This window comes from Saccharopolyspora sp. SCSIO 74807, from assembly GCF_037023755.1.
Lineage (GTDB): Bacteria > Actinomycetota > Actinomycetes > Mycobacteriales > Pseudonocardiaceae > Saccharopolyspora_C > Saccharopolyspora_C galaxeae.
The window spans coordinates 2,497,326-2,514,871 of the sequence record NZ_CP146100.1 but is presented as its reverse complement, the minus strand read 5'-3'; the positions used below and the strand labels follow the sequence as shown (position 1 = coordinate 2,514,871).

14 protein-coding genes are annotated in these 17,546 nt (G+C 71.2%); 3 read left to right on the top strand and 11 right to left on the bottom strand.

The genetic code is table 11. The annotated features are described in order from the left end of the window. Positions 1-5: 5 nt before the first annotated feature. Positions 6-1,670 (top strand): isovaleryl-CoA dehydrogenase, encoded by a 1,665-nt coding sequence (locus V1457_RS11540; RefSeq protein WP_338603356.1) that lies wholly within the window; start codon positions 6-8, stop codon positions 1,668-1,670. 4 nt (positions 1,671-1,674) lie between these two features. Here V1457_RS11540 and V1457_RS11535 read toward each other — a convergent pair whose 3' ends face one another. The 3 genes from V1457_RS11535 to eno form a co-directional block, all read right to left on the bottom strand. After that, on the bottom strand, positions 1,675-2,163 hold the full coding sequence (locus V1457_RS11535; protein WP_200069268.1) for a DUF501 domain-containing protein: 489 nt from the start codon (positions 2,161-2,163) through the stop codon (positions 1,675-1,677). Next, positions 2,160-2,615, bottom strand: coding sequence for a septum formation initiator family protein (locus V1457_RS11530; RefSeq protein WP_295149569.1), 456 nt, complete (start codon positions 2,613-2,615; stop codon positions 2,160-2,162). The genes V1457_RS11535 and V1457_RS11530 overlap by 4 nt, the downstream gene beginning before the upstream one ends. Before the next feature lie 152 nt (positions 2,616-2,767). Then, complete coding sequence (gene eno, locus V1457_RS11525) at positions 2,768-4,054, bottom strand: phosphopyruvate hydratase (protein WP_200069266.1); 1,287 nt, start codon at positions 4,052-4,054, stop codon at positions 2,768-2,770. A gap of 269 nt (positions 4,055-4,323) precedes the next feature. On the opposite strand from eno, the gene V1457_RS11520 reads away from it, so the two are divergent. After that, on the top strand, positions 4,324-4,701 hold the full coding sequence (locus V1457_RS11520) for a tetratricopeptide repeat protein (protein ID WP_200069265.1): 378 nt from the start codon (positions 4,324-4,326) through the stop codon (positions 4,699-4,701). A gap of 54 nt (positions 4,702-4,755) precedes the next feature. Here the strand turns inward: V1457_RS11520 and V1457_RS11515 are convergent, their stop codons facing one another. The 6 genes from V1457_RS11515 to mfd form a co-directional block, all read right to left on the bottom strand. Continuing rightward, positions 4,756-5,571, bottom strand: a complete 816-nt coding sequence (locus V1457_RS11515; protein WP_200069264.1) for a lytic murein transglycosylase — start codon at positions 5,569-5,571, stop codon at positions 4,756-4,758. Positions 5,572-5,769: 198 nt separating this feature from the next. After that, positions 5,770-6,579, bottom strand: coding sequence for a lytic murein transglycosylase (locus tag V1457_RS11510; protein WP_295149575.1), 810 nt, complete (start codon positions 6,577-6,579; stop codon positions 5,770-5,772). Positions 6,580-6,870: 291 nt separating this feature from the next. Next, on the bottom strand, positions 6,871-7,785 hold the full coding sequence (locus V1457_RS11505) for a MazG family protein (protein ID WP_407074782.1): 915 nt from the start codon (positions 7,783-7,785) through the stop codon (positions 6,871-6,873). A gap of 292 nt (positions 7,786-8,077) precedes the next feature. After that, positions 8,078-9,004, bottom strand: coding sequence for a SurA N-terminal domain-containing protein (locus V1457_RS11500; RefSeq protein ID WP_338603346.1), 927 nt, complete (start codon positions 9,002-9,004; stop codon positions 8,078-8,080). Positions 9,005-9,083: 79 nt separating this feature from the next. Beyond that, the gene (locus V1457_RS11495; RefSeq protein ID WP_338603344.1) at positions 9,084-10,625 is read right to left on the bottom strand and encodes an LCP family protein; all 1,542 of its coding nucleotides are present in this window, start codon (positions 10,623-10,625) and stop codon (positions 9,084-9,086) included. A 298-nt stretch (positions 10,626-10,923) separates the two neighbouring features. After that, on the bottom strand, positions 10,924-14,538 hold the full coding sequence (gene mfd / locus V1457_RS11490) for a transcription-repair coupling factor (protein ID WP_200069262.1): 3,615 nt from the start codon (positions 14,536-14,538) through the stop codon (positions 10,924-10,926). 329 nt (positions 14,539-14,867) lie between these two features. Between mfd and V1457_RS11485 the strand changes: the two genes are divergently transcribed. Continuing rightward, a complete protein-coding gene (locus V1457_RS11485; protein ID WP_295150233.1) occupies positions 14,868-16,049 on the top strand; it encodes a sorbosone dehydrogenase family protein in 1,182 nt (393 codons plus the stop codon). Here V1457_RS11485 and V1457_RS11480 read toward each other — a convergent pair. Together V1457_RS11480 and V1457_RS11475 are read right to left on the bottom strand one after the other, a co-directional pair. Next, entirely contained in the window at positions 16,041-16,664 is a 624-nt protein-coding gene (locus tag V1457_RS11480) for a Uma2 family endonuclease (protein WP_338603334.1), read from the bottom strand. The two genes, V1457_RS11485 and V1457_RS11480, sit on opposite strands and share 9 nt — an antisense overlap. 121 nt (positions 16,665-16,785) lie before the next feature. Beyond that, positions 16,786-17,382 carry a TetR/AcrR family transcriptional regulator gene (locus tag V1457_RS11475; protein ID WP_200069410.1) on the bottom strand — a complete coding sequence of 199 codons (597 nt, stop codon included), beginning with the start codon at positions 17,380-17,382 and terminating at the stop codon, positions 16,786-16,788. Positions 17,383-17,546: the final 164 nt, after the last annotated feature.

Below are 17,546 nucleotides of genomic sequence, written 5' to 3'. Positions count from 1 at the left end.
TGCGCATGACGCTCACCGGCGAGCCGCACGTGCACGGCAGGACGGAACCCTGGTCGACCCACGACGTGACCAACCAGCCTCCGCCGCTGGACGGCTTCGACCCGTTGTCCTGCGATCCCGCGCTGCGCGAAGCCGTCAGACGCTACGCGCCGACCGCACTGCCCGACCTGCGCGAACTAGCGCTCGAGTCGGGTTCGGCCGAAGCGCGCGAGCACGGCAGGCTCGCCAATGACAATCCGCCCGAGCTGCGCACCCACGACCGCTACGGCAACCGCGTCGACGAGATCGAGTTCCACCCCTCCTGGCACTGGCTGATGAACCGCGCGGTCCGGCACGGCCTGCACGCCGCGCCGTGGCGGCCGGACGCGGAACCCGGTGCGCACGCGCGCCGCGCCGCCGGTTTCTACCTGTGGTCGCAGGCCGAGGCAGGACACGGTTGCCCGATCTCGATGACCTTCGCCGCCGTGCCCGCGCTGCGGCACTCCCCCGAGCTGGCCAGCCAGTACGAGCCGGGGCTGTCCTCGCCCGACTACGACTTCGGCCTGCGTCCCGCCGCCGCGAAGACCGGGCTGCTGGCCGGGATGTCGATGACCGAGAAGCAGGGCGGTTCGGACGTGCGGGCGAACACCAGCACCGCCGAGCCGCTGGCCGACGGGACCTACCGGATCACCGGGCACAAGTGGTTCACCTCGGCGCCGATGAACGACCTGTTCCTCACGCTGGCGCAGACACCGGACGGGTTGAGCTGCTTCCTCGTGCCGCGAGTGCTGCCGGACGGCAGCCGCAACGAGATCCGGCTGCAGCGGCTCAAGGACAAGCTCGGCAACAAGTCCAACGCTTCCGCGGAGCTGGAGTACACCGGCGCGCTCGGGCACCTGGTCGGCGAAGCGGGCCGCGGAGTGCGCTGCATCATCGAGATGGTGTCGATGACCAGGCTGGACTGCGTCCTCGGTGCGGCGGCGAACATGCGGGTCGCACTGTCCGAGGCGGCGCACCACGTGCAGCACCGCAGCGCGTTCGGCGAGCGGCTGGCCGATGCGCCGCTGATGCGGACCGTGCTGGCGGATCTCGCGTTGGAGACCGAGGCGGCGACCGCGTTGGCGATGCGGCTCGCGTCGGCCGTGGACGGGCAGGGCAGCGACACCGAGCGGGGATTGCTGCGGCTCGCGCTGCCTGCGGCGAAGTTCCACGTGTGCAAGCGGGCCGCCACGGCGGTGGCCGAAGCGCTCGAATGCCTCGGCGGCAACGGCTACGTCGAGGAGTCCGGGCTGCCGCGGCTGTACCGGGAGGCGCCGCTGATGTCGATCTGGGAAGGCTCCGGCAACGTGACCTCGCTCGACGTGCTGCGTGCGCTGCACAAGCAGCCCGCGTCGGCGGAAGCGCTACTGGGCGAGCTGGACGCCGCGGCAGGCGCGGACCGCCGCTACGACGACAGCGTCCGACAGCTGCGCGAGGAGATCGCAGCGCCCCGCCCGGAACGGGCGCGCAAGCTGGCCGAACTGCTGGCGTTGACCTTGCAGGCTTCGCTGCTGATCCGGCACGCGCCGACCGCGGTCTCGGAGGCTTTCGTGGCGACCCGGCTGGTACCGGACACCGGCCGGTCGTTCGGCACGATCCCGGACGGGCTCGCCGCCACCGCACTGCTCGAGCGGGTCACGCCGGGACGCTGAACGATCAGGAAGGCGCGTTCTCCGGCCAGCGGCGAGTGATCTCGTCCAGCACCTCGTCGCCGAACGGATTCACCCCCGGGCCCTTCGCGAGCGCGTGCGCGAGGTGCACGTGCAGGCACTTCACGCGGTCCGGCATACCGCCCGCGGTGACCTGAGTGCCCAGCGGTTCGATCGCGTCCCGCTCGGCCAGGTAGGACTCGTGCGCGCGGCGGTAGGCGGCCGCCAGCTCCGGATCCTCGGCGAGCCGGTCCTGCATCTGCCGCATCCGGCCCTCCGCCTCCAGCGTGGAGCACAGCGCGCTCAGCCGGGGCGAGGTCAAGTAGTACAACGTCGGGAACGGCGTGCCGTCCTCGAGCCGCGGATTCGTCCGCACCACGCTCGGCTCGCCCGCCGCGTCCCGCGCCGCCACCGCCCGCAGCCCGCGCGGCGGCCTGCCGAGCTGGTCGGCGATGCTTTCCCGATCGTGCTCGGTGACCGTCGAAATGTCGTTCACTGCTCGTTCCCCGTCAGCGACTTCCACAGGTTCTCGTACCACGGCCCGTCATCCGCGGGCGTCGGCGCCGGCGGCGGCTGGGCCTGCTGGTGCGGGAGTTCCACGATGTACGGCGTCTCCCCGGGGCGCACGTAGCCGAGCCTGGCGCGCGCCTCGGTCTCGACGTGCTGCGGATCGGAAAGCTGCGCCTTGCGCTCCTGCAATTCCTGGACCTGCTGGGAGAGTTCGACCCGCTTGTCGTCCTGCGCGGCCAGCTCGCCGCGCTGGCTCAAGTAGGTGCGCAGCGGCACGGACACGCTCAGCGCCATCGTGCACAGCAGCAGCGCCAGCAACGCCGCCCGGCGCGTCGACGAGAGCTTGAACGCGCCACCGGTCGGCGACTTGCGCTGCGATTTGGACCGCGGCGCCGCCGCGCGCGGCCGGGAACCGCTCTTGGTTCCCGACCGCTTCACCGGCTCCCGCGAACGACCGGTACGGCGCGCCGCGGGGGTCTCGCCCCCGCGGCGGCGTTGCTGTCGATCAGAGGACCGCCCGCTCGGCATCGCCCGCACCCGTCGTCGTCGAAGTCACCCCGGCCGTGTTCAGACCGCTGGTGACCAGGATGTCACGCCTCCGGATTGAGCCGCGGGAACGCCAGCTCACCCGCGTAGCGCGCCGCGTCGCCCAGCGCTTCCTCGATGCGCAGCAGCTGGTTGTACTTGGCGATCCGCTCGCTGCGCGCCGGGGCACCGGTCTTGATCTGGCCGCAGCCGGTGGCCACCGCGAGGTCGGCGATCGTGGTGTCCTCGGTCTCGCCGGAGCGGTGGCTCATCATGCTCTTGTAGCCGCAGGAGTTGGCCAGGTTCACCGCGTCCAGCGTTTCCGAGAGCGTGCCGATCTGGTTGACCTTGACCAGCAGCGCGTTGCCCGCGCGGCGGTTGATGCCCTCCTCCAGCCGCTCCGGGTTGGTCACGAACAGGTCGTCGCCGACCAGCTGCACGCGGTGGCCGATCTCCTTGGTCAGCTGCACCCAGCCGTCCCAGTCGTCCTCGGACAGCGGGTCCTCAATGGACACCAGCGGGTAGGAGTCGAGCAGCTCGTTGTAGTAACCGGCCATCTGCTCGGGGCTGCGCTTGGCCTTCTCGAAGGTGTAGACGCCGTCCGAGTAGAACTCGGTGGCGGCCACGTCCAGCGCCAGCACGATGTCGGTGCCCAGCTTGTAGCCGGCCTTCTCGACGGCGGTGGCGATCAGGTCCAGCGCCTCGCGGTTGTTCGGCAGGTCGGGGGCGAAGCCGCCCTCGTCGCCGAGGCCGGTGGGCAGGCCCTTGGACTTCAGCACCGACTTCAGCGCGTGGTAGGTCTCCGCGCCCCAGCGCAGCGCGTCCGAGAAGGAGTCGGCACCGACCGGGGCGATCATGAACTCCTGCACGTCCACACCGGTGTCGGCGTGCGCACCGCCGTTGAGGATGTTCATCATCGGCACCGGCAGCACGTGCGCGTTCGGCCCGCCGACGTAGCGGAACAGCTCCAGCCCGGCCGAGTCCGCGGCGGACTTCGCCACCGCCAGCGAGACGCCGAGGATCGCGTTCGCGCCCAGCCGGGACTTGCCGGGCGTGCCGTCGAGGTCCACCAGCTTCTGGTCGACCACGCGCTGCTCGGTGGCGTCCAGCCCGGCCAGTTCCGGGCCGATCTCGTCCAGCACGCCCTCGACGGCCTTCTCCACGCCCTTGCCGCCGTAGCGCTCGGCGTCGCCGTCGCGCAGCTCGACCGCCTCGTGCTCACCGGTGGAAGCGCCCGAGGGGACCGCGGCGCGGCCCAGCGTGCCGTCCTCCAGTGCCACCTCGACCTCGACGGTGGGGTTCCCGCGCGAGTCCAGGATCTCGCGGGCGCCGACCTGCTCGATGATCGCCACGTGTGCTCCTAACCAGGGTTTGAGGTATGGGCGGCCCCGGCTCGCCGCACCGCTGGACGCGCGCGGCGGGCCGAACCCCCGAGGACCGCCCCTGAGCCTATCGGGGCCCGGTGCGGCGACGTCGCCGACTTGAGCGGGAGCACATCGTCCCGCGATCAGGATCGATCACGTTGCACGGCGCGTGATCGAACGGCGGCCGCGGACGTGCCGATTACCATCCGCTCGGCAGTCGAGGAACAGCGGGGTCGGCACGTAGTGTTGTCCGCGTCATGAGGGACGAAGAGACCGTGGAAGCGTTCCGCCGGGCGGAGAACCTGGTCTCCCAGCGACGGCCGTGGGAGGCCCTCCGCGCGCTGCAACCCGTGCTCGCCATCGCCGAGGACAAGCCCAGCGTGCAACTGGTTCTCGGCCGGGCGTACCTGTTCTCGGCCCAGTTCCGCCGGGCGGAGCTGGCGTTCCTGCGGGTGCTGGAGCTCGACCCGTCCGACCATTACGCGCGGCTGGTGCTGGGACGCACCCTGCAGCGGCAGGGACGGTTGCTGGAGGCCCGCAGCCAAGTGCAGATGGCCGCGACGATGAATCCCGATCCCGCTTACCAGGAAGCGCTGGGCGAGATCAACGCCCGGCTGGCCATGCAGAACGACTGAGCCGCTGCGGCGTTGCGTCGCGGCCGTTCCGGTCACGGGTCGGTCGCGTGCGGTTCAGTCGCGGCGGTTCGCCGCGCCGGCGTAGGTCTCGGCGATCGCGAAGACCTTCTGCCCGTACTCCACCGAGTTGTTGTACGACATCACCGATCCCCACCAGCCCTGGCCGGTGGTGAGATCGCGGCCGCTGGAGCAGAGGTACCGGGCGGCGGCCATCGAGGCGTCGTCCAGGTTCTGCGGATCGCCGACCCCGTCGCCGCTGCCGTCGGTGGCCCACTTGCGCCAGGTCGACGGGATGAACTGCATCGGGCCGACCGCGCGGTCGTGCATCGCGTCGCCGTCCAGCACACCGCCGTCGGTGTCTCCGATCGCGCGCACGCCTGGAGTCCCGTCCAGCGGGACACCGATGATCGGCTTCGACGGGCGGGCGTCGTCGCCGAGCAGCCGGTTGCCGTACCGGCCGTGGTTCGACTCGATCCGGGCGATCCCGGCGATCGTGGACCACGAGATCCGGCACTCGGGCTGGTACTCGCGCATCGCGAGATCGGCGTTGACGTAGGACAGCAGCGCCCTGGAAGGCACGTCGACCACCGAGGCGATCCCGTCGGCCCACTCGCGCACCGGATCGCCGCCTTCCGGTGCAGGTTGTTGCACCGGCTCCTGCACCGGCGGCGCGGCGGAACCCGGCAGCACCGGGGCGGGTTCGACGGTCTGCTCCGGTGGCGGCCCGGCTTCCGGGGCGGCGGCCGGACGGCCGAGCACCGCGGTCAGGCCGACGCCGACCCCGGCGGACGCCACCAAGGTGAGCGCGACGGCGAGTCGTCCGAGGACGGCGAACACGGCGCGCAGCCGCGAAGGAGTGGGGTCGGTCACGCGAACAGGTTACTTGGCGGTATCAAGCAGAACCAGGGAGCGTTTAGGGAGCGGTGCGCACAGCGGGGTCGTTCAGCGGAACATCAGGCGCCTGCTCGCTGCGGAATCTCAGCGGAGAAGTCGCCGCACGGCTCGGTTTCCCGCCGCACCGGAGCGTTCGCCGATCGACCGGCCACCCGTGCGGACCCGTACCTGCGCTCAGTTCTCCGTCGCCAGGGTGCGGCTGATCCTGCCGTACTGATCGGCGTGGTCGATCACGTCCTGGCCGTAGTCGTGGCTCTCGTTGTAGTCCAGCAGAGCCCTCCAGAACCCGTCCGGATTGCGCAGATCGCCGCCGACCGTGCACAGGTATCCGGCCGCGGCCAACGCCGCATCATCGATGTCGTTCGGGTCGGCTACCCCGTCGCCGTCGGCATCCGCCGCCCAGCGGTTCCAGGTGATCGGGATGAACTGGAGCGGGCCGATCGCCCGGTCGAACACCAAGTCTCCGTCCATGGCACCGCGGTCGGTGTCCTCGATCCGCTTGACCCCGTTGCTGCCGTCCAGCGGCAGACCGCGGATCGCCACGCTGGGCCGTCCGGTCTCGTCCAGCTTGGCGCCGCCGTAGCGGCCGTGGCTGGATTCGATGGCGCCGATCCCGGCCAGGGTGGACCAGCCGATGCCGCAACCGGGGTGCTCCTGCTCGGCCGCGCGTGCCGCGTAGCCGTACGCCTGCAGCGCGGCGAGGGGAATGTTCAGCTCGTCGGACATCGACTCCGCCCAGCCGGTGAGTTGCTGCTGCGGCCGGTCCTGCACGGACATCGGAGGATTGCCGGAGTGCGCCAGCTGCACCCGCGGCGGTTCCACTCCCGGGTCCGGTGGCGCCACGGCAGGCGGCGGGTCGGCGGCGACCCTGGGCTCGTTCTCCGCGCGGTCTTCCTCGGGCGGAGCGCACGACACGAGCACGGCGAGCACCGGTACCACTCCGGTGAACAACCACGGTCTGCGCGCACCCTGTTGCTGCGACACCAAATGCCTCCCTCTCCCACCTCAGTGTGCACGTGCCCGTCGTGCGCCCGGAGACGAACCGGACAAGTCACGCGCTCCCGGAGCACTTGTCGTCGGCAACGCGAGTTCTGTGACGGTGCCGGTCGGATTCGCCGGGCAGCGCGAGCGGACCGGGACCTCCGGGGGTTCGTGGCCGACCGCCGTTCCGCGTGGCGTTCCCACTTTCGCGGATGCGGACCTGCTCGCCGCGAGCGGGTCCGCGAGCGGCGAACCGGATTCGCACCGGCGGCGGGAATCCACTCCGGTGCCCGCTCATTCCCCGCTCGCCGCCCAGTACCGCCGCCAGTCCGCAGCGTTGCAGGTGGCCGGGTCCTGACCGGCCGCACGTGCCGCGGCTTCGGCCGCGCGGACGCGCGAGGCGAACGCCAGCGCGCTGGCGCGCAGCTCGTCCTCCGGATCCGCGCCTTCCAGGCGGGCACGCGCCACCAGCCCGAACAACCTGTCGCCCACCGACGTGCCGGTGGGCAGCAGGTCTTCCGGCAGGTCCGCGCGCCCGGCGCGCTGCGCGAGCTTGGCCGCCAGCGCCGCGGCCGGCTGCCCGGTCGCCACTCCGTCCACGATGGACTCGCGCTGCTTCTCCCGTTGCTTGAGCTCGTCCCAGCGCAGGTGCTGCGACTCCGCGTCGTGCACGGTGTCGTCCTCGGCGAACACGTGCGGATGCCGGGAGACCATCTTGCTCACCAGCTCGGCGGCCACCTCGTCCACCCCGAACGGGTCCGCGGCGTGCTCGGCCGCCACCCGCGAGTGGAACAGCACCTGCAACAGCACGTCGCCCAGCTCCTCGCGCAACGACGCCCGGTCCCGCTGCTGGATCGCGTCCAGCAGCTCGTAGGTCTCCTCCACCAGGTAGCGCCGCAGCGAGTCGTGGTCCTGCTCCGCGTCCCACGGGCAACCACCCGGAGAACGCAACCGGTCCATGACGGTGACGGCGTCCAGCAACTCCACGCCGACCGGGGCCGCGGCGCCGATCAGCGACGCACCGGCCGCGCGCAATTCCCGCGCCTGCGCGGAAAGCAGGTCGGGCACGATCAGCACGACGGGCTCCCGGCGGGCCTGCGCGAGCAGCGCCTCGGCCGCCGGTGCCGCCGGGAACTGCAACGCCGAACGGGTCGCCGCGGACAGCCCGTCGGCGGCATAAACCGCCGAGGCCCGGCGCACCGCGGGCATCGCCGCAGCCGGGAGCACGTCGCCGAGCCGGTCGTCGACGAGCACGACCGCCGAGCCGGTCGCGGTCCCATCCGACGTGCTGCTCGGTCCCTCGGAATGTTCGCCGGTCACCGGGTGCGCGGAAGACATGCGGCGATTGTCGCAAGCACGGGTTCGTGCCTTGCCGGAGCGCTTGATCCATGCCGTCGAGATTGCCCGCGGCGGCGGCCGGACCCCCGCCCGACACACCGGCGCGTCACCTCGTCCGGGTGATCTCGAAACCGGCGAATCCCGAGGGCGCGGCCTCGCACCATCAGGCCCGCCGCGGCTGGAAGGCGATACCGATCGTCTCCCCCGCGCTCGGCGCGGCCGAAAGCGCGATCTCGTCCCACACGCCGTATCGCGGGCTGAGCTGCACACCGATCCGCTGCGCGGTGACCCGCAGCAGTTGCGCGCCCACCGCCTGCATCTTCGCCTCGTCCGCACCGGCCCCGCTCGGCGCCGCCCGCTCCTCGGTGCTGCGCTGCTTGATCCGCACCACGGTCCACTGCCCGGACTGCGGCTGGAGCTCGAACGCCATCGTCGTACCCGGCAGCGCGCCGAACAGCGGCGTCGCGGCCGCCAACTCCGGCACCTCGGCCGAACGCAGGTGCTCACCGGTGGCCGCGCCAACGCCCGCTTGCCGGTCGGCGGCCACCACTGCCGCGGATTCCTGCTCGCCGCGGGACATCCGGCGCGCCTTGTCCTCGGCCTCGCGCCGATTGGTGGCGGAGGTGACGTCGTAGGTCACCCCGAGCCGATCGATGTACTTGCGGCCGAGCTCGCCGGTCAGCAGCCGCGAACGCATCGCGTCCCGGAAGTCGGCCGGGGTGTAGATCTGGCCCGCGCTGGCCTTCTCCGGACCACCCGCCGCGTTGATCAGCTCGGTGAGCTGCCGCTCGTCCACCCGCAATCCCTCGTCGCGGGTCGCCTGCTCCACCAGGCGCCTGCGGACCAGGTCGGTGGCCAGCCGCCGCCCGAACTCGCCGAGCTGGCCCTGCTGGTCCAGCTGCTGCTTGGCCGCGGGTTCCTTGTCCAGCACGGTGCGGAAGCGGCCCTGCACCTCGTTGACCGGTATCCGCGAGTCGCCGACGAAGGCCGCGGCACCGACGGACGCGGGTCCGTTTCCGCAGCCCGCGAGCAGGATCGCGGCCAGCACCAAGGAACCGAGCAGGCGGGAGCGGATGATCGCGGAACGCACGGCGGCCACCTTCTCACGAGATCATCCCGGGGTGAAGGCGCACCACCTGGCAGGACCCTCGATCGTCCACTGTGTACGGTCAATGCACGCAGGGCACGCCGTCGGCGGTGATCGGTTTTTCCGGAGCGGGAGACTGCGCCGGACGCGGCGCGGCCCGCTGCAACCCGTCGAGCCGCAGACTCGGCGCACCGGCGAAGTTCTGCGCACCCGGCCCGTCGTAGTCGCTGCCCAGGTACACCTGCACCGAACCGGCGGAAACGGACCCGCTCTCGGCCACCGGCAGCCCCCCGAGCGCCGCCGCGACCTGCTCGCCCGAAGCGCTCTCACCGGGCGCGACCCGCACCACCGACGAGCTCATCGACTTCGCGTTGCCCGTCTCGCCCGAGACGAACCCTTGTCCCGCAAGGTTTTCCTGCACCGAGGCCGCGAGGCCGGTGACGCCCGTCGTGTTGTAGACGTGCGCGGTGATCTCCGGCCGTGCGGTGCTCTCCGATGGTTGCGCGGCCTCGGACCGCTCGGCTTCGGCCCGCTCGGCCTGCTGCCGGACGAGTCGTTCCTGCGGAGGCAGCAGCAGGTCCGCGACGAACTGCCGCACCTCGGACTCGTCGATGGTCACGTCCTCCTTCCCGGATTCACCGACGAGTTCCACCGGGATGGTCTGGAAATCGATGTCGCCACCGGCGATGCCGCGCATCTGCTGGGCGAAGCTGAGCACGTCCCAGCCCTTGTCCAGCACCACGGACTGCCGCACCGCCGAGACCAGCTCGGACAGCTTCGCCGGATTCGCCAGCGTCCCCGCGGACAGCACCTCCTGCGCCAGCCCGGACATGAACACCTGCTGCCTGCGCACCCGATCCAGGTCGTAGCGCGGAAGTCCGTACCGCTGCCGCACGAACGCGAGCGCGTCACCGCCGGAGATCCGCTGCGGACCCGCGTCGAAGTCCGCACCGGAATCGGGCTCATCGACCGGTTCCAGCAGGCACACCGGAACCCCGCCGACGGCCTTGGTGATGTCGTAGAACCCGAGCAGGTTCACCTCGGCGTAGTGGTCGATGCTCACCCCGGAGAGGTCTTCCAGGGTCTTGATCAGGAACTTCTGGCCTTCGGCCTTGGACTGCAGTTCGAGCTGCTTCGGGTCGGTGACCCCGCTGGACTGCAGCCGCTGCTCGGCGGCGCTCTTGGCGCGGGCCATCGCGGAGTTGAGCTTGTTCTTCCCGAACCCGTTGCCCATCCGGACCATCGTGTCGCGCGGGAACGACACGGCGCTGGCGCGCCCGCCACCGTTCGGGATCCGGATCAGGATCATCGTGTCGGTGAGGTCGCCGCCCCCGTCATCGGTGGTCCGCAGCGTTTTCAGGACTTCGTCCGGCAGCGGGTTGCCGTCGAAGTCGGTGCGGCTGTCGTTGCCGACCAGCAGGATGTCGGTGGCACCGTCCGGCTCGCTGAAGCCGCCGATCACATCGCTACCCGCCAGCCCGCCGTTGAGGCCGCGCAGCGTCGCCCACGCGTAGCCGGTAGTGGCCAGTACCGCGACCGACAGCAGCGCGACCATCGTCCGCGCGAACATCCGGGCAGGTCTGCGCCGCTTCGGCGGCTCGGCCCAGGTGTCGCTGCGCGGCACTGGGCGGCGCACCGTGGTGGCTTCACCGGGCCGCGAAGGTCCCGGGCGCGGGCTGGGACCCGGACGGGATCCGGGGTGCTGCGGTCCTCGCGAGCGACCTTCCACCGCTGGTCCTTTCGTCCACCGCACGGCGCGCGTCGGTCAGGATGTTCCTGCACATTGACAGACGCCGGACAGCGCACGAGGTTGCCTCGCGGCGATTTTCCCGTTCTCCGCGGGAAAAAATACGGCAGAGTGAACGCGGGCGTCGCAACGAGCTCGGCGGAACGGTCGATCGCCAAGCAGCGCGAACGGCGGATCAGCCCACCGCGGCGGGCTTTCCGGCCAGCGACGCGAGCAGCTGCGTGCACCACTCCAGCAGCGCAACGTCGCGCAACGGCGGTGCGCCGATCCGCCCGCCCGCGGCACCCTCGGTCGGACGCGGCACCGACACCGTGCGCACCGCCGCCTTGTACACCGCCTTCGGGTACAGCCGCTTGAGCCGCATCTGCTGCGAGTCCGCCAGCTCCATCGGCGCCACCCGCAGCGACGAGCCCTGCAAGGTCACCTCGGTGACCCCGTACTCGCGGCAGACCTGGCGGAACCGCGCGACCTTCAGCAACCGTTCCACCGGCTCCGGCAGCTGCCCGTAGCGGTCGCCGAGCTCGGCGCGCACCGCGTCCAGCGACTCCTGATCCACGGCCGCGGCGATCTTGCGGTACGCCTCCAGCCGCAACCGCTCCCCCGGCACGTAGTCGTGCGGGATGTGCGCGTCCACCGGCAGGTCCACCCGGACCTCGGACAGCTCCTCGTCGGCCGAACCGGGTTCCGCGCCCGCGTGCTGCTTGAACGCCTCCACGGCCTCCCCGACCAGCCGCACGTACAGGTCGAACCCGACGCCCGCGATGTGCCCGGACTGCTCGGCGCCGAGGATGTTGCCCGCGCCGCGGATCTCCAGGTCCTTCATCGCCACCGCCATGCCCGCGCCCAGCTCGGAGTTCTGCGCGATCGTGGCGAGCCGGTCGTGCGCGGTGTCGGTGAGCGGCTTCTCGCCCGGGTACAGGAAGTACGCGTACCCGCGCTCGCGCGCCCGCCCGACGCGCCCGCGCAGCTGGTGCAGCTGGGACAGCCCGAGCATGTCCGAGCGCTCCACGATCAGCGTGTTCGCGTTCGAGATGTCCAGCCCGGTCTCGACGATCGTGGTGCACACCAGCACGTCGTGCTCGCGCTCCCAGAACCCCTGGATGATCTTCTCCAGCCGGTCCTCGTTCATCTGCCCGTGCGCGGTGACGATCCGCGCCTCCGGCACGAGCTCGCGCAGGTGCCGGGCCGCCTTCTCGATCGTCGACACCCGGTTGTGCACGAAGAACACCTGGCCGTCGCGCAGCAGCTCGCGGCGGATCGCGGCGGCGACCTGCTTCTCGTCGTAGGCGCCGACGTAGGTCAGCACCGGGTGCCGCTCCTCCGGCGGGGTCAGGATCGTGGACATCTCGCGGATCCCGGCCATGCTCATCTCCAGCGTCCGCGGGATCGGCGTCGCCGACATCGTCAGCACGTCCACGTGCGTGCGCAGCGCCTTGATGTGCTCCTTGTGCTCGACGCCGAAGCGCTGCTCCTCGTCCACGATCACCAGGCCGAGGTCCTTGTAGCGCACGCCGGTCTGCAGCAGCCGGTGCGTGCCGATCACGATGTCCACCGAGCCGTCCGCGAGGCCCGCAGTGGTCTGCTCCGACTCCCGCGCGTCGGTGAACCTGGACATCCCCTTGATGGTCACCGGGAAGGAGCGCATCCGGTCGGTGAAGGTGTTCAGGTGCTGCTGGGCCAGCAGCGTCGTCGGCACCAGCACCGCGACCTGCTTGCCGTCCTGCACCGCCTTGAACGCCGCGCGCACCGCGATCTCGGTCTTGCCGTAGCCGACGTCGCCGCAGACCACCCGGTCCATCGGCACCGCGCGTTCCATGTCGGACTTGGCCTCGTCGATCGCGGCGAGCTGGTCGCCGGTCTCGGTGTAGGGGAAGGCGTCCTCCAGCTCGCGCTGCCACGGGGAGTCCGCGCCGAAGGCGTGCCCGGTCGAGGACTGGCGGGCGGCGTAGAGCTGCACCAGCTCCGCGGCGATCTCCTTGACCGCCTTGCGCGCCTTGGCCTTGGTGTTCTTCCAGTCCGAGCCGCCGAGCTTGTTCAGCGTCGGCAGCTCACCGCCCACGTAGCGGGAGACCTCGTCGAGCTGGTCGGTGGGCACGAACAGCTTGTCACCCGGCTGGCCGCGCTTGCTGGAGGCGTACTCCAGCACCAGGTACTCGCGGGTCGCACCGCCGACAGTTCGCTGCACCATCTCGACGTACTTGCCGATGCCGTGCTGCTCGTGCACCACGAAATCGCCCTGCTTGAGCGCCAGCGGATCCACGGCGTTGCGCCGCTTGGACGGCATCCGCCGCATGTCCTTGGTCGAGGTGCCGCCGCGGCCGCCGGTCAGGTCGGCTTCGGTGAGCACCACCAGGCCCGCGTCCGGAGCCGCGAAACCGTCCTCCAGGCCGCCGCGGACCACGGTGATCACACCGGGCTGCGGCGCCTCGACCAGGCCCTCCTTGGCGGGCTGCACCGGCAGTTCGGCCTCGCGGAACTGCTGCACCGCCCGCTGCGCCGTGCCCTGCCCGGGGACGACCAGCACGGCCGCGCCTCCGGAAGCGGTGTGCGCGCGCAGGTCCGCGTACGCGCGCTCGACCTCGCCGCGGTACGCCTCGACCTGCTTCAGCGGCAGCTGCAGCGCGCCTTGCTCGCCGTCGCCGGACAGCTGCGTCAACGTCCACCACGGCAGTCCGAGCTCGCGGGTGTGCTCGGCGACGTCGCTCAACCCGCGGTAGGCCGAGGCCCCCAGGTCGATCGGGGCGCGGCCGCCGTCGGCGGCGACCATCCAGGACGCCTCCAGGAACTCCTGGCCGGTGCGCACCAGGTCCGCCGCGCGCGCCCGCACCTTCTCCGGATCGGCCAGCACCACGTGCGTACCCGCCGGGACGAGGTCGGTCAGCAGCCGCATCTCCCCTTCGCACAGCGCGGGGATCAACGCCTCCATGCCCTCCACCGCGGCGCCGCCGGCGATCTTGCCGAGCATCTCGGAGAGGTGCCCGTCGGCGGAGTGCTGCTCGGCGAGCTTCCCGGCGCGCTCGGCGACCTGATCGGTGATCAACAGCTCGCGGCAGGCGGGCGCGTACAGGTCGGTGTCGGTGGCTTCCGGCAGCGAGCGCTGGTCGGCGACGGAGAACGGGCGGATCTCGGTGACCTCGTCGCCCCAGAACTCCACGCGCAGCGGGTGTTCCTCGGTGGGCGGGAACACGTCGACGATGCCGCCGCGCACGGCGAACTCGCCGCGCTTCTCCACCATGTCGACCCGGGTGTAGGCCAGGCCGGTCAGCCGCTGCACCAGCTCCTCGAAGTCGTGCTCCTGCTCCAGTTCGAGCCGCACCGGGGGCAGCTCGCCGAGGCCGGGTGCGATCGGCTGGATCAGGCTGCGCACCGTCGAGACCAGCACCCGGACCGGGCCTTCGGCGTGCTCCTCGGGATGCGCGAGCCTGCGCAGCACCGCCAGCCTGCGGCCCACGGTGTCCGCACGCGGGGAGAGCCGCTCGTGCGGCAGCGTCTCCCACGACGGGAAGACCGCGACGCCGTCGGCGCCGATCAGGTCACCGACCGCTGTCGCGGTCTCCTCGGCTTCCCGGCCGGTCGCGGTGACCAGCAGCACCGGCGCCGAGGCTCCTTCGGCCAGCGCGGCGGCGGTGAGCGGACGGGCCGCCACGGGACCTTCCAGCACCACGTGCGGACTGCCCGCGGACTCGATCAGCCGCTGGAAAGCGGCATCGTCCAGCAGCGGGCCGAGCAGCCCGCGCAGCGCGGCGGCCGGCGCCGCTTCCGTAGCCGTGGCAGGACCAGCCTGGGTCATGGAGCATCCCTCGCACCGAGAATCACCGGAAACGCGCACAGACCCGTCCCCGGGAACGACTTTGCCTCCGGCCCATCGGCGTACCCGGTTGCTGGCCGAGTCGTGCGGCCGCACCCGGCGTGGATCGGTGATCCGGGGCGGCACCACCGGGGGCCGGTAGCTCCGGGAACCGTGCTGATCTCGTCCGGGAATCGGGCACGTCCCGGGAGGTCCGGGCGGCGGGAGTCACCGTCCAGCCTACGACTCCGCACCGACGCTTCTGGGCCGCCCCGGATCGATGGCTCCCGTTCGCTGGACCGGCGGCTATGCCTTGCTGACATACTGTGACCATGCGCACAGTCCGGTTCGCCGCTTTCGCCGTGACCCTGCTGCTCGCTGCGTGCAGCGCTCCGGACGGCACGCCATCGGAGGCCGCCGCGAGGGCGCCGGAACCGGCCGCGCTCGGCGTCGAAGTGGTCGCGGGCGGGCTGACGCACCCTTGGGACATCGGCTTCCTGCCGGATGGCACCGCACTGATCCCGCAGCGCTCCGGCAAGCTCGGACTGCTCACCGGCAACCGCCCGGGAGCGCAGGTCCGGCCGGTGCGGGCCGACTTCTCCGACGTGTTCGCGCGCGGCGAGGGCGGGCTGATGGGCCTGCTGGTGCATCCGGATTTCGCCAGCACGCGGCAGTTCCTGACGTGCCAGACGTACCAGGAGAACGGGCGGCCGGTGGACGTCCGGCTGATCAACTGGCGGCTCTCCGAAGACGGCAGCAGCGCGCAGCGGGTCGGGCCGCCGCTGCTCACCGGGCTGCCGGTGAACCAGGGCGGCAGGCACTCCGGTTGCCGCCCCGCGCTGGCCGAGGACGGTTCGCTGCTGGTGACCACCGGTGATGCCGCGGACCCCGGAGCCGCGCAGGACCGCAGCGGCCTGGGCGGGAAGGTGCTGCGAATGGACTTGCGCACCGGAGAACCGCTGCCGGACAACCCGTTCGCGAACTCGCCGGACCCGGCCGAGCGGCTGATCTACACCTACGGGCACCGGAACGCGCAAGGCATCGCGCCGCGCCCTGGTGGTCAGGTGGTCGTCGCCGAGCACGGTCCGGATCGCGACGACGAGCTCAACGTGCTGGTCCCGGGCCGAAACTACGGCTGGGACCCGTCGCGCGGCGGCAGCTCGGACTCCTACGACGAGTCGGTGCCGATGACCGACCTGCGGCGGTTCCCGGACGCGGTACCCGCGGTGTGGTCGTCCGGCGACGCGACCGAGGCGGTATCCGGAGCCACGTTCCTCACCGGCCCGCAGTGGGGCGAGCTCGACGGGATGCTCGCAGTGCCCGCGCTCAAGGGCTCGAAGCTGCTGCTGTACCGGCTGGAACCCAACGGCGCAGTGCAGGAAGTCCTGATCCCATCGGAGCTCGACGGCACGCACGGCCGTCTCCGCGCCGCACGCCAAGGCCCTGACGGTGCCCTCTATGTCACGACGTCCAACGGCGAGAACGACCAGGTGCTGCGCATCTCGTCAACGTGACCAGGCACCGAAGATCTGCTCGTACAGCACGTCGACGTCGAGATCGACGTCCACCGGAGCGGCCTTGACCGTGGCGGGCCGACCGGACTCCACCACTGCGGACTCGGCGTACTCTCCCTTGTCGAGCTGAAAACAGAAGATCGCGGGCGGCGCCCCGGGCATCGGCTCGACCCGCCAGTAGAACGGAACTCCGGCCTGCGCGTACGCCTCGGGCTTGACCATGCGGTCGTCCTTGCGCGTCCGCGGCGAGACGACTTCCACCGCGAGCAGCACTTCGGACGCCGCCACCTTGATCGTGCCGTCGCTCTGCGCGGGAACAACGCTGATGTCCGGAACGAACCCCATGCCCTCGACGACGCTGATTCCCAACGCGCTCACCGCCACGAGGTCCGAACGTTCCTCGCGGCGCAACGCCTGCCGCAGGAGCAGCCGGAGTTCGTCACTGATCGCCTGATGGGCGTAGCTGGGCGCAGGAGTCACCTTGAAATGTCCGCCAATCAGCTCCACCCGGTTGCCGCCCGGGTCCTCGTCGAGCGACTCCCAATCGGCCAGCGCGTAAGGCGGACCGCCGGTGTACGCGAGTGCACTACTCATAGTGTTCAGATCATCGCACACCGTGATCACCTCAGTTTCAGCGGACCTCTCGTCCCATTATTGCCCAGTCGTAAAGCGAAGTTCCGGAAGTGAACGGACCGTGCGCCCGGTCGGTCCAGCGGACCGTTCACTCGGGGAGGATTCACCGCCAGTTGCCCAGCTTGGGCTTGTGCTCCAGGTGGGACAGCCCGTTCCAGGCCATGTTGACCAGGTGCGCGGCGACCTCTTCCTTCTTCGGCTTGCGCACCTCCAGCCACCACTGGCCGGTCAGCGCGACCATGCCCACCAGCGCCTGGCTGTAGAGCGGCGCCAGCTTCGCGTCGTAGCCCTTCGCGCTGAACTGCAGCCCGAGGATGTGCTCGACCTGGCTGGCGATGTCGTTGAGCAGCGACGAGAAGGTGCCCGTCGTGCTGGCCACCGGCGAGTCGCGCACCAGGATGCGGAACCCGTCGGTGGAGTTGTCGATGTACTCCAGCAACGCCGTGGCCGCCTGTTCCAGCAGCGCACGGGGGTGACCGGCGGACAGCGCGGAGACGACCAGGTCCAGCAGGTTGCGCATCTCGCGGTCCACCACGACCGCGTAGACGCCTTCCTTGCCGCCGAAGTGCTCGTAGACGACCGGCTTGGAGACCCCGGCCCGGTGCGCGATCTCCTCGATGGAGGCCGCCTCGAACCCCTTCTCCGCGAACAGGGCCCGCGCCACGTCGAGCAGTTGCTGGCGCCGTTCCTCACCGGTCATCCGGACCCGGGCCGTGCGCGCCGAACGGCGTCTGGTCTCCGAGTCCGGGGAGTTCCGCTTCCGCCGTCCCGCCACGCGGCAACCCTAGCCGCCGCTGCCGGGCACGATGCGGACCTCCCCGGACGCGTGCCGAGTTCGCGCCGCCCGCTGCGTTCCGGTCGTGC

Excerpts from the sequence above, each read along its gene's own strand:
- V1457_RS11520 (WP_200069265.1), top strand. The coding sequence starts at position 4,324 with ATGAGGGACGAAGAGACCGTGGAAGCGTTCCGCCGGGCGGAGAACCTG.
- V1457_RS11540 (WP_338603356.1), top strand. The coding sequence starts at position 6 with ATGACGCTCACCGGCGAGCCGCACGTGCACGGCAGGACGGAACCCTGG.
- mfd (WP_200069262.1), bottom strand. The coding sequence starts at position 14,538 with ATGACCCAGGCTGGTCCTGCCACGGCTACGGAAGCGGCGCCGGCCGCC.
- V1457_RS11485 (WP_295150233.1), top strand. The coding sequence starts at position 14,868 with ATGCGCACAGTCCGGTTCGCCGCTTTCGCCGTGACCCTGCTGCTCGCT.
- V1457_RS11505 (WP_407074782.1), bottom strand. The coding sequence starts at position 7,785 with ATGCCCGCGGTGCGCCGGGCCTCGGCGGTTTATGCCGCCGACGGGCTG.
- V1457_RS11475 (WP_200069410.1), bottom strand. The coding sequence starts at position 17,382 with ATGACCGGTGAGGAACGGCGCCAGCAACTGCTCGACGTGGCGCGGGCC.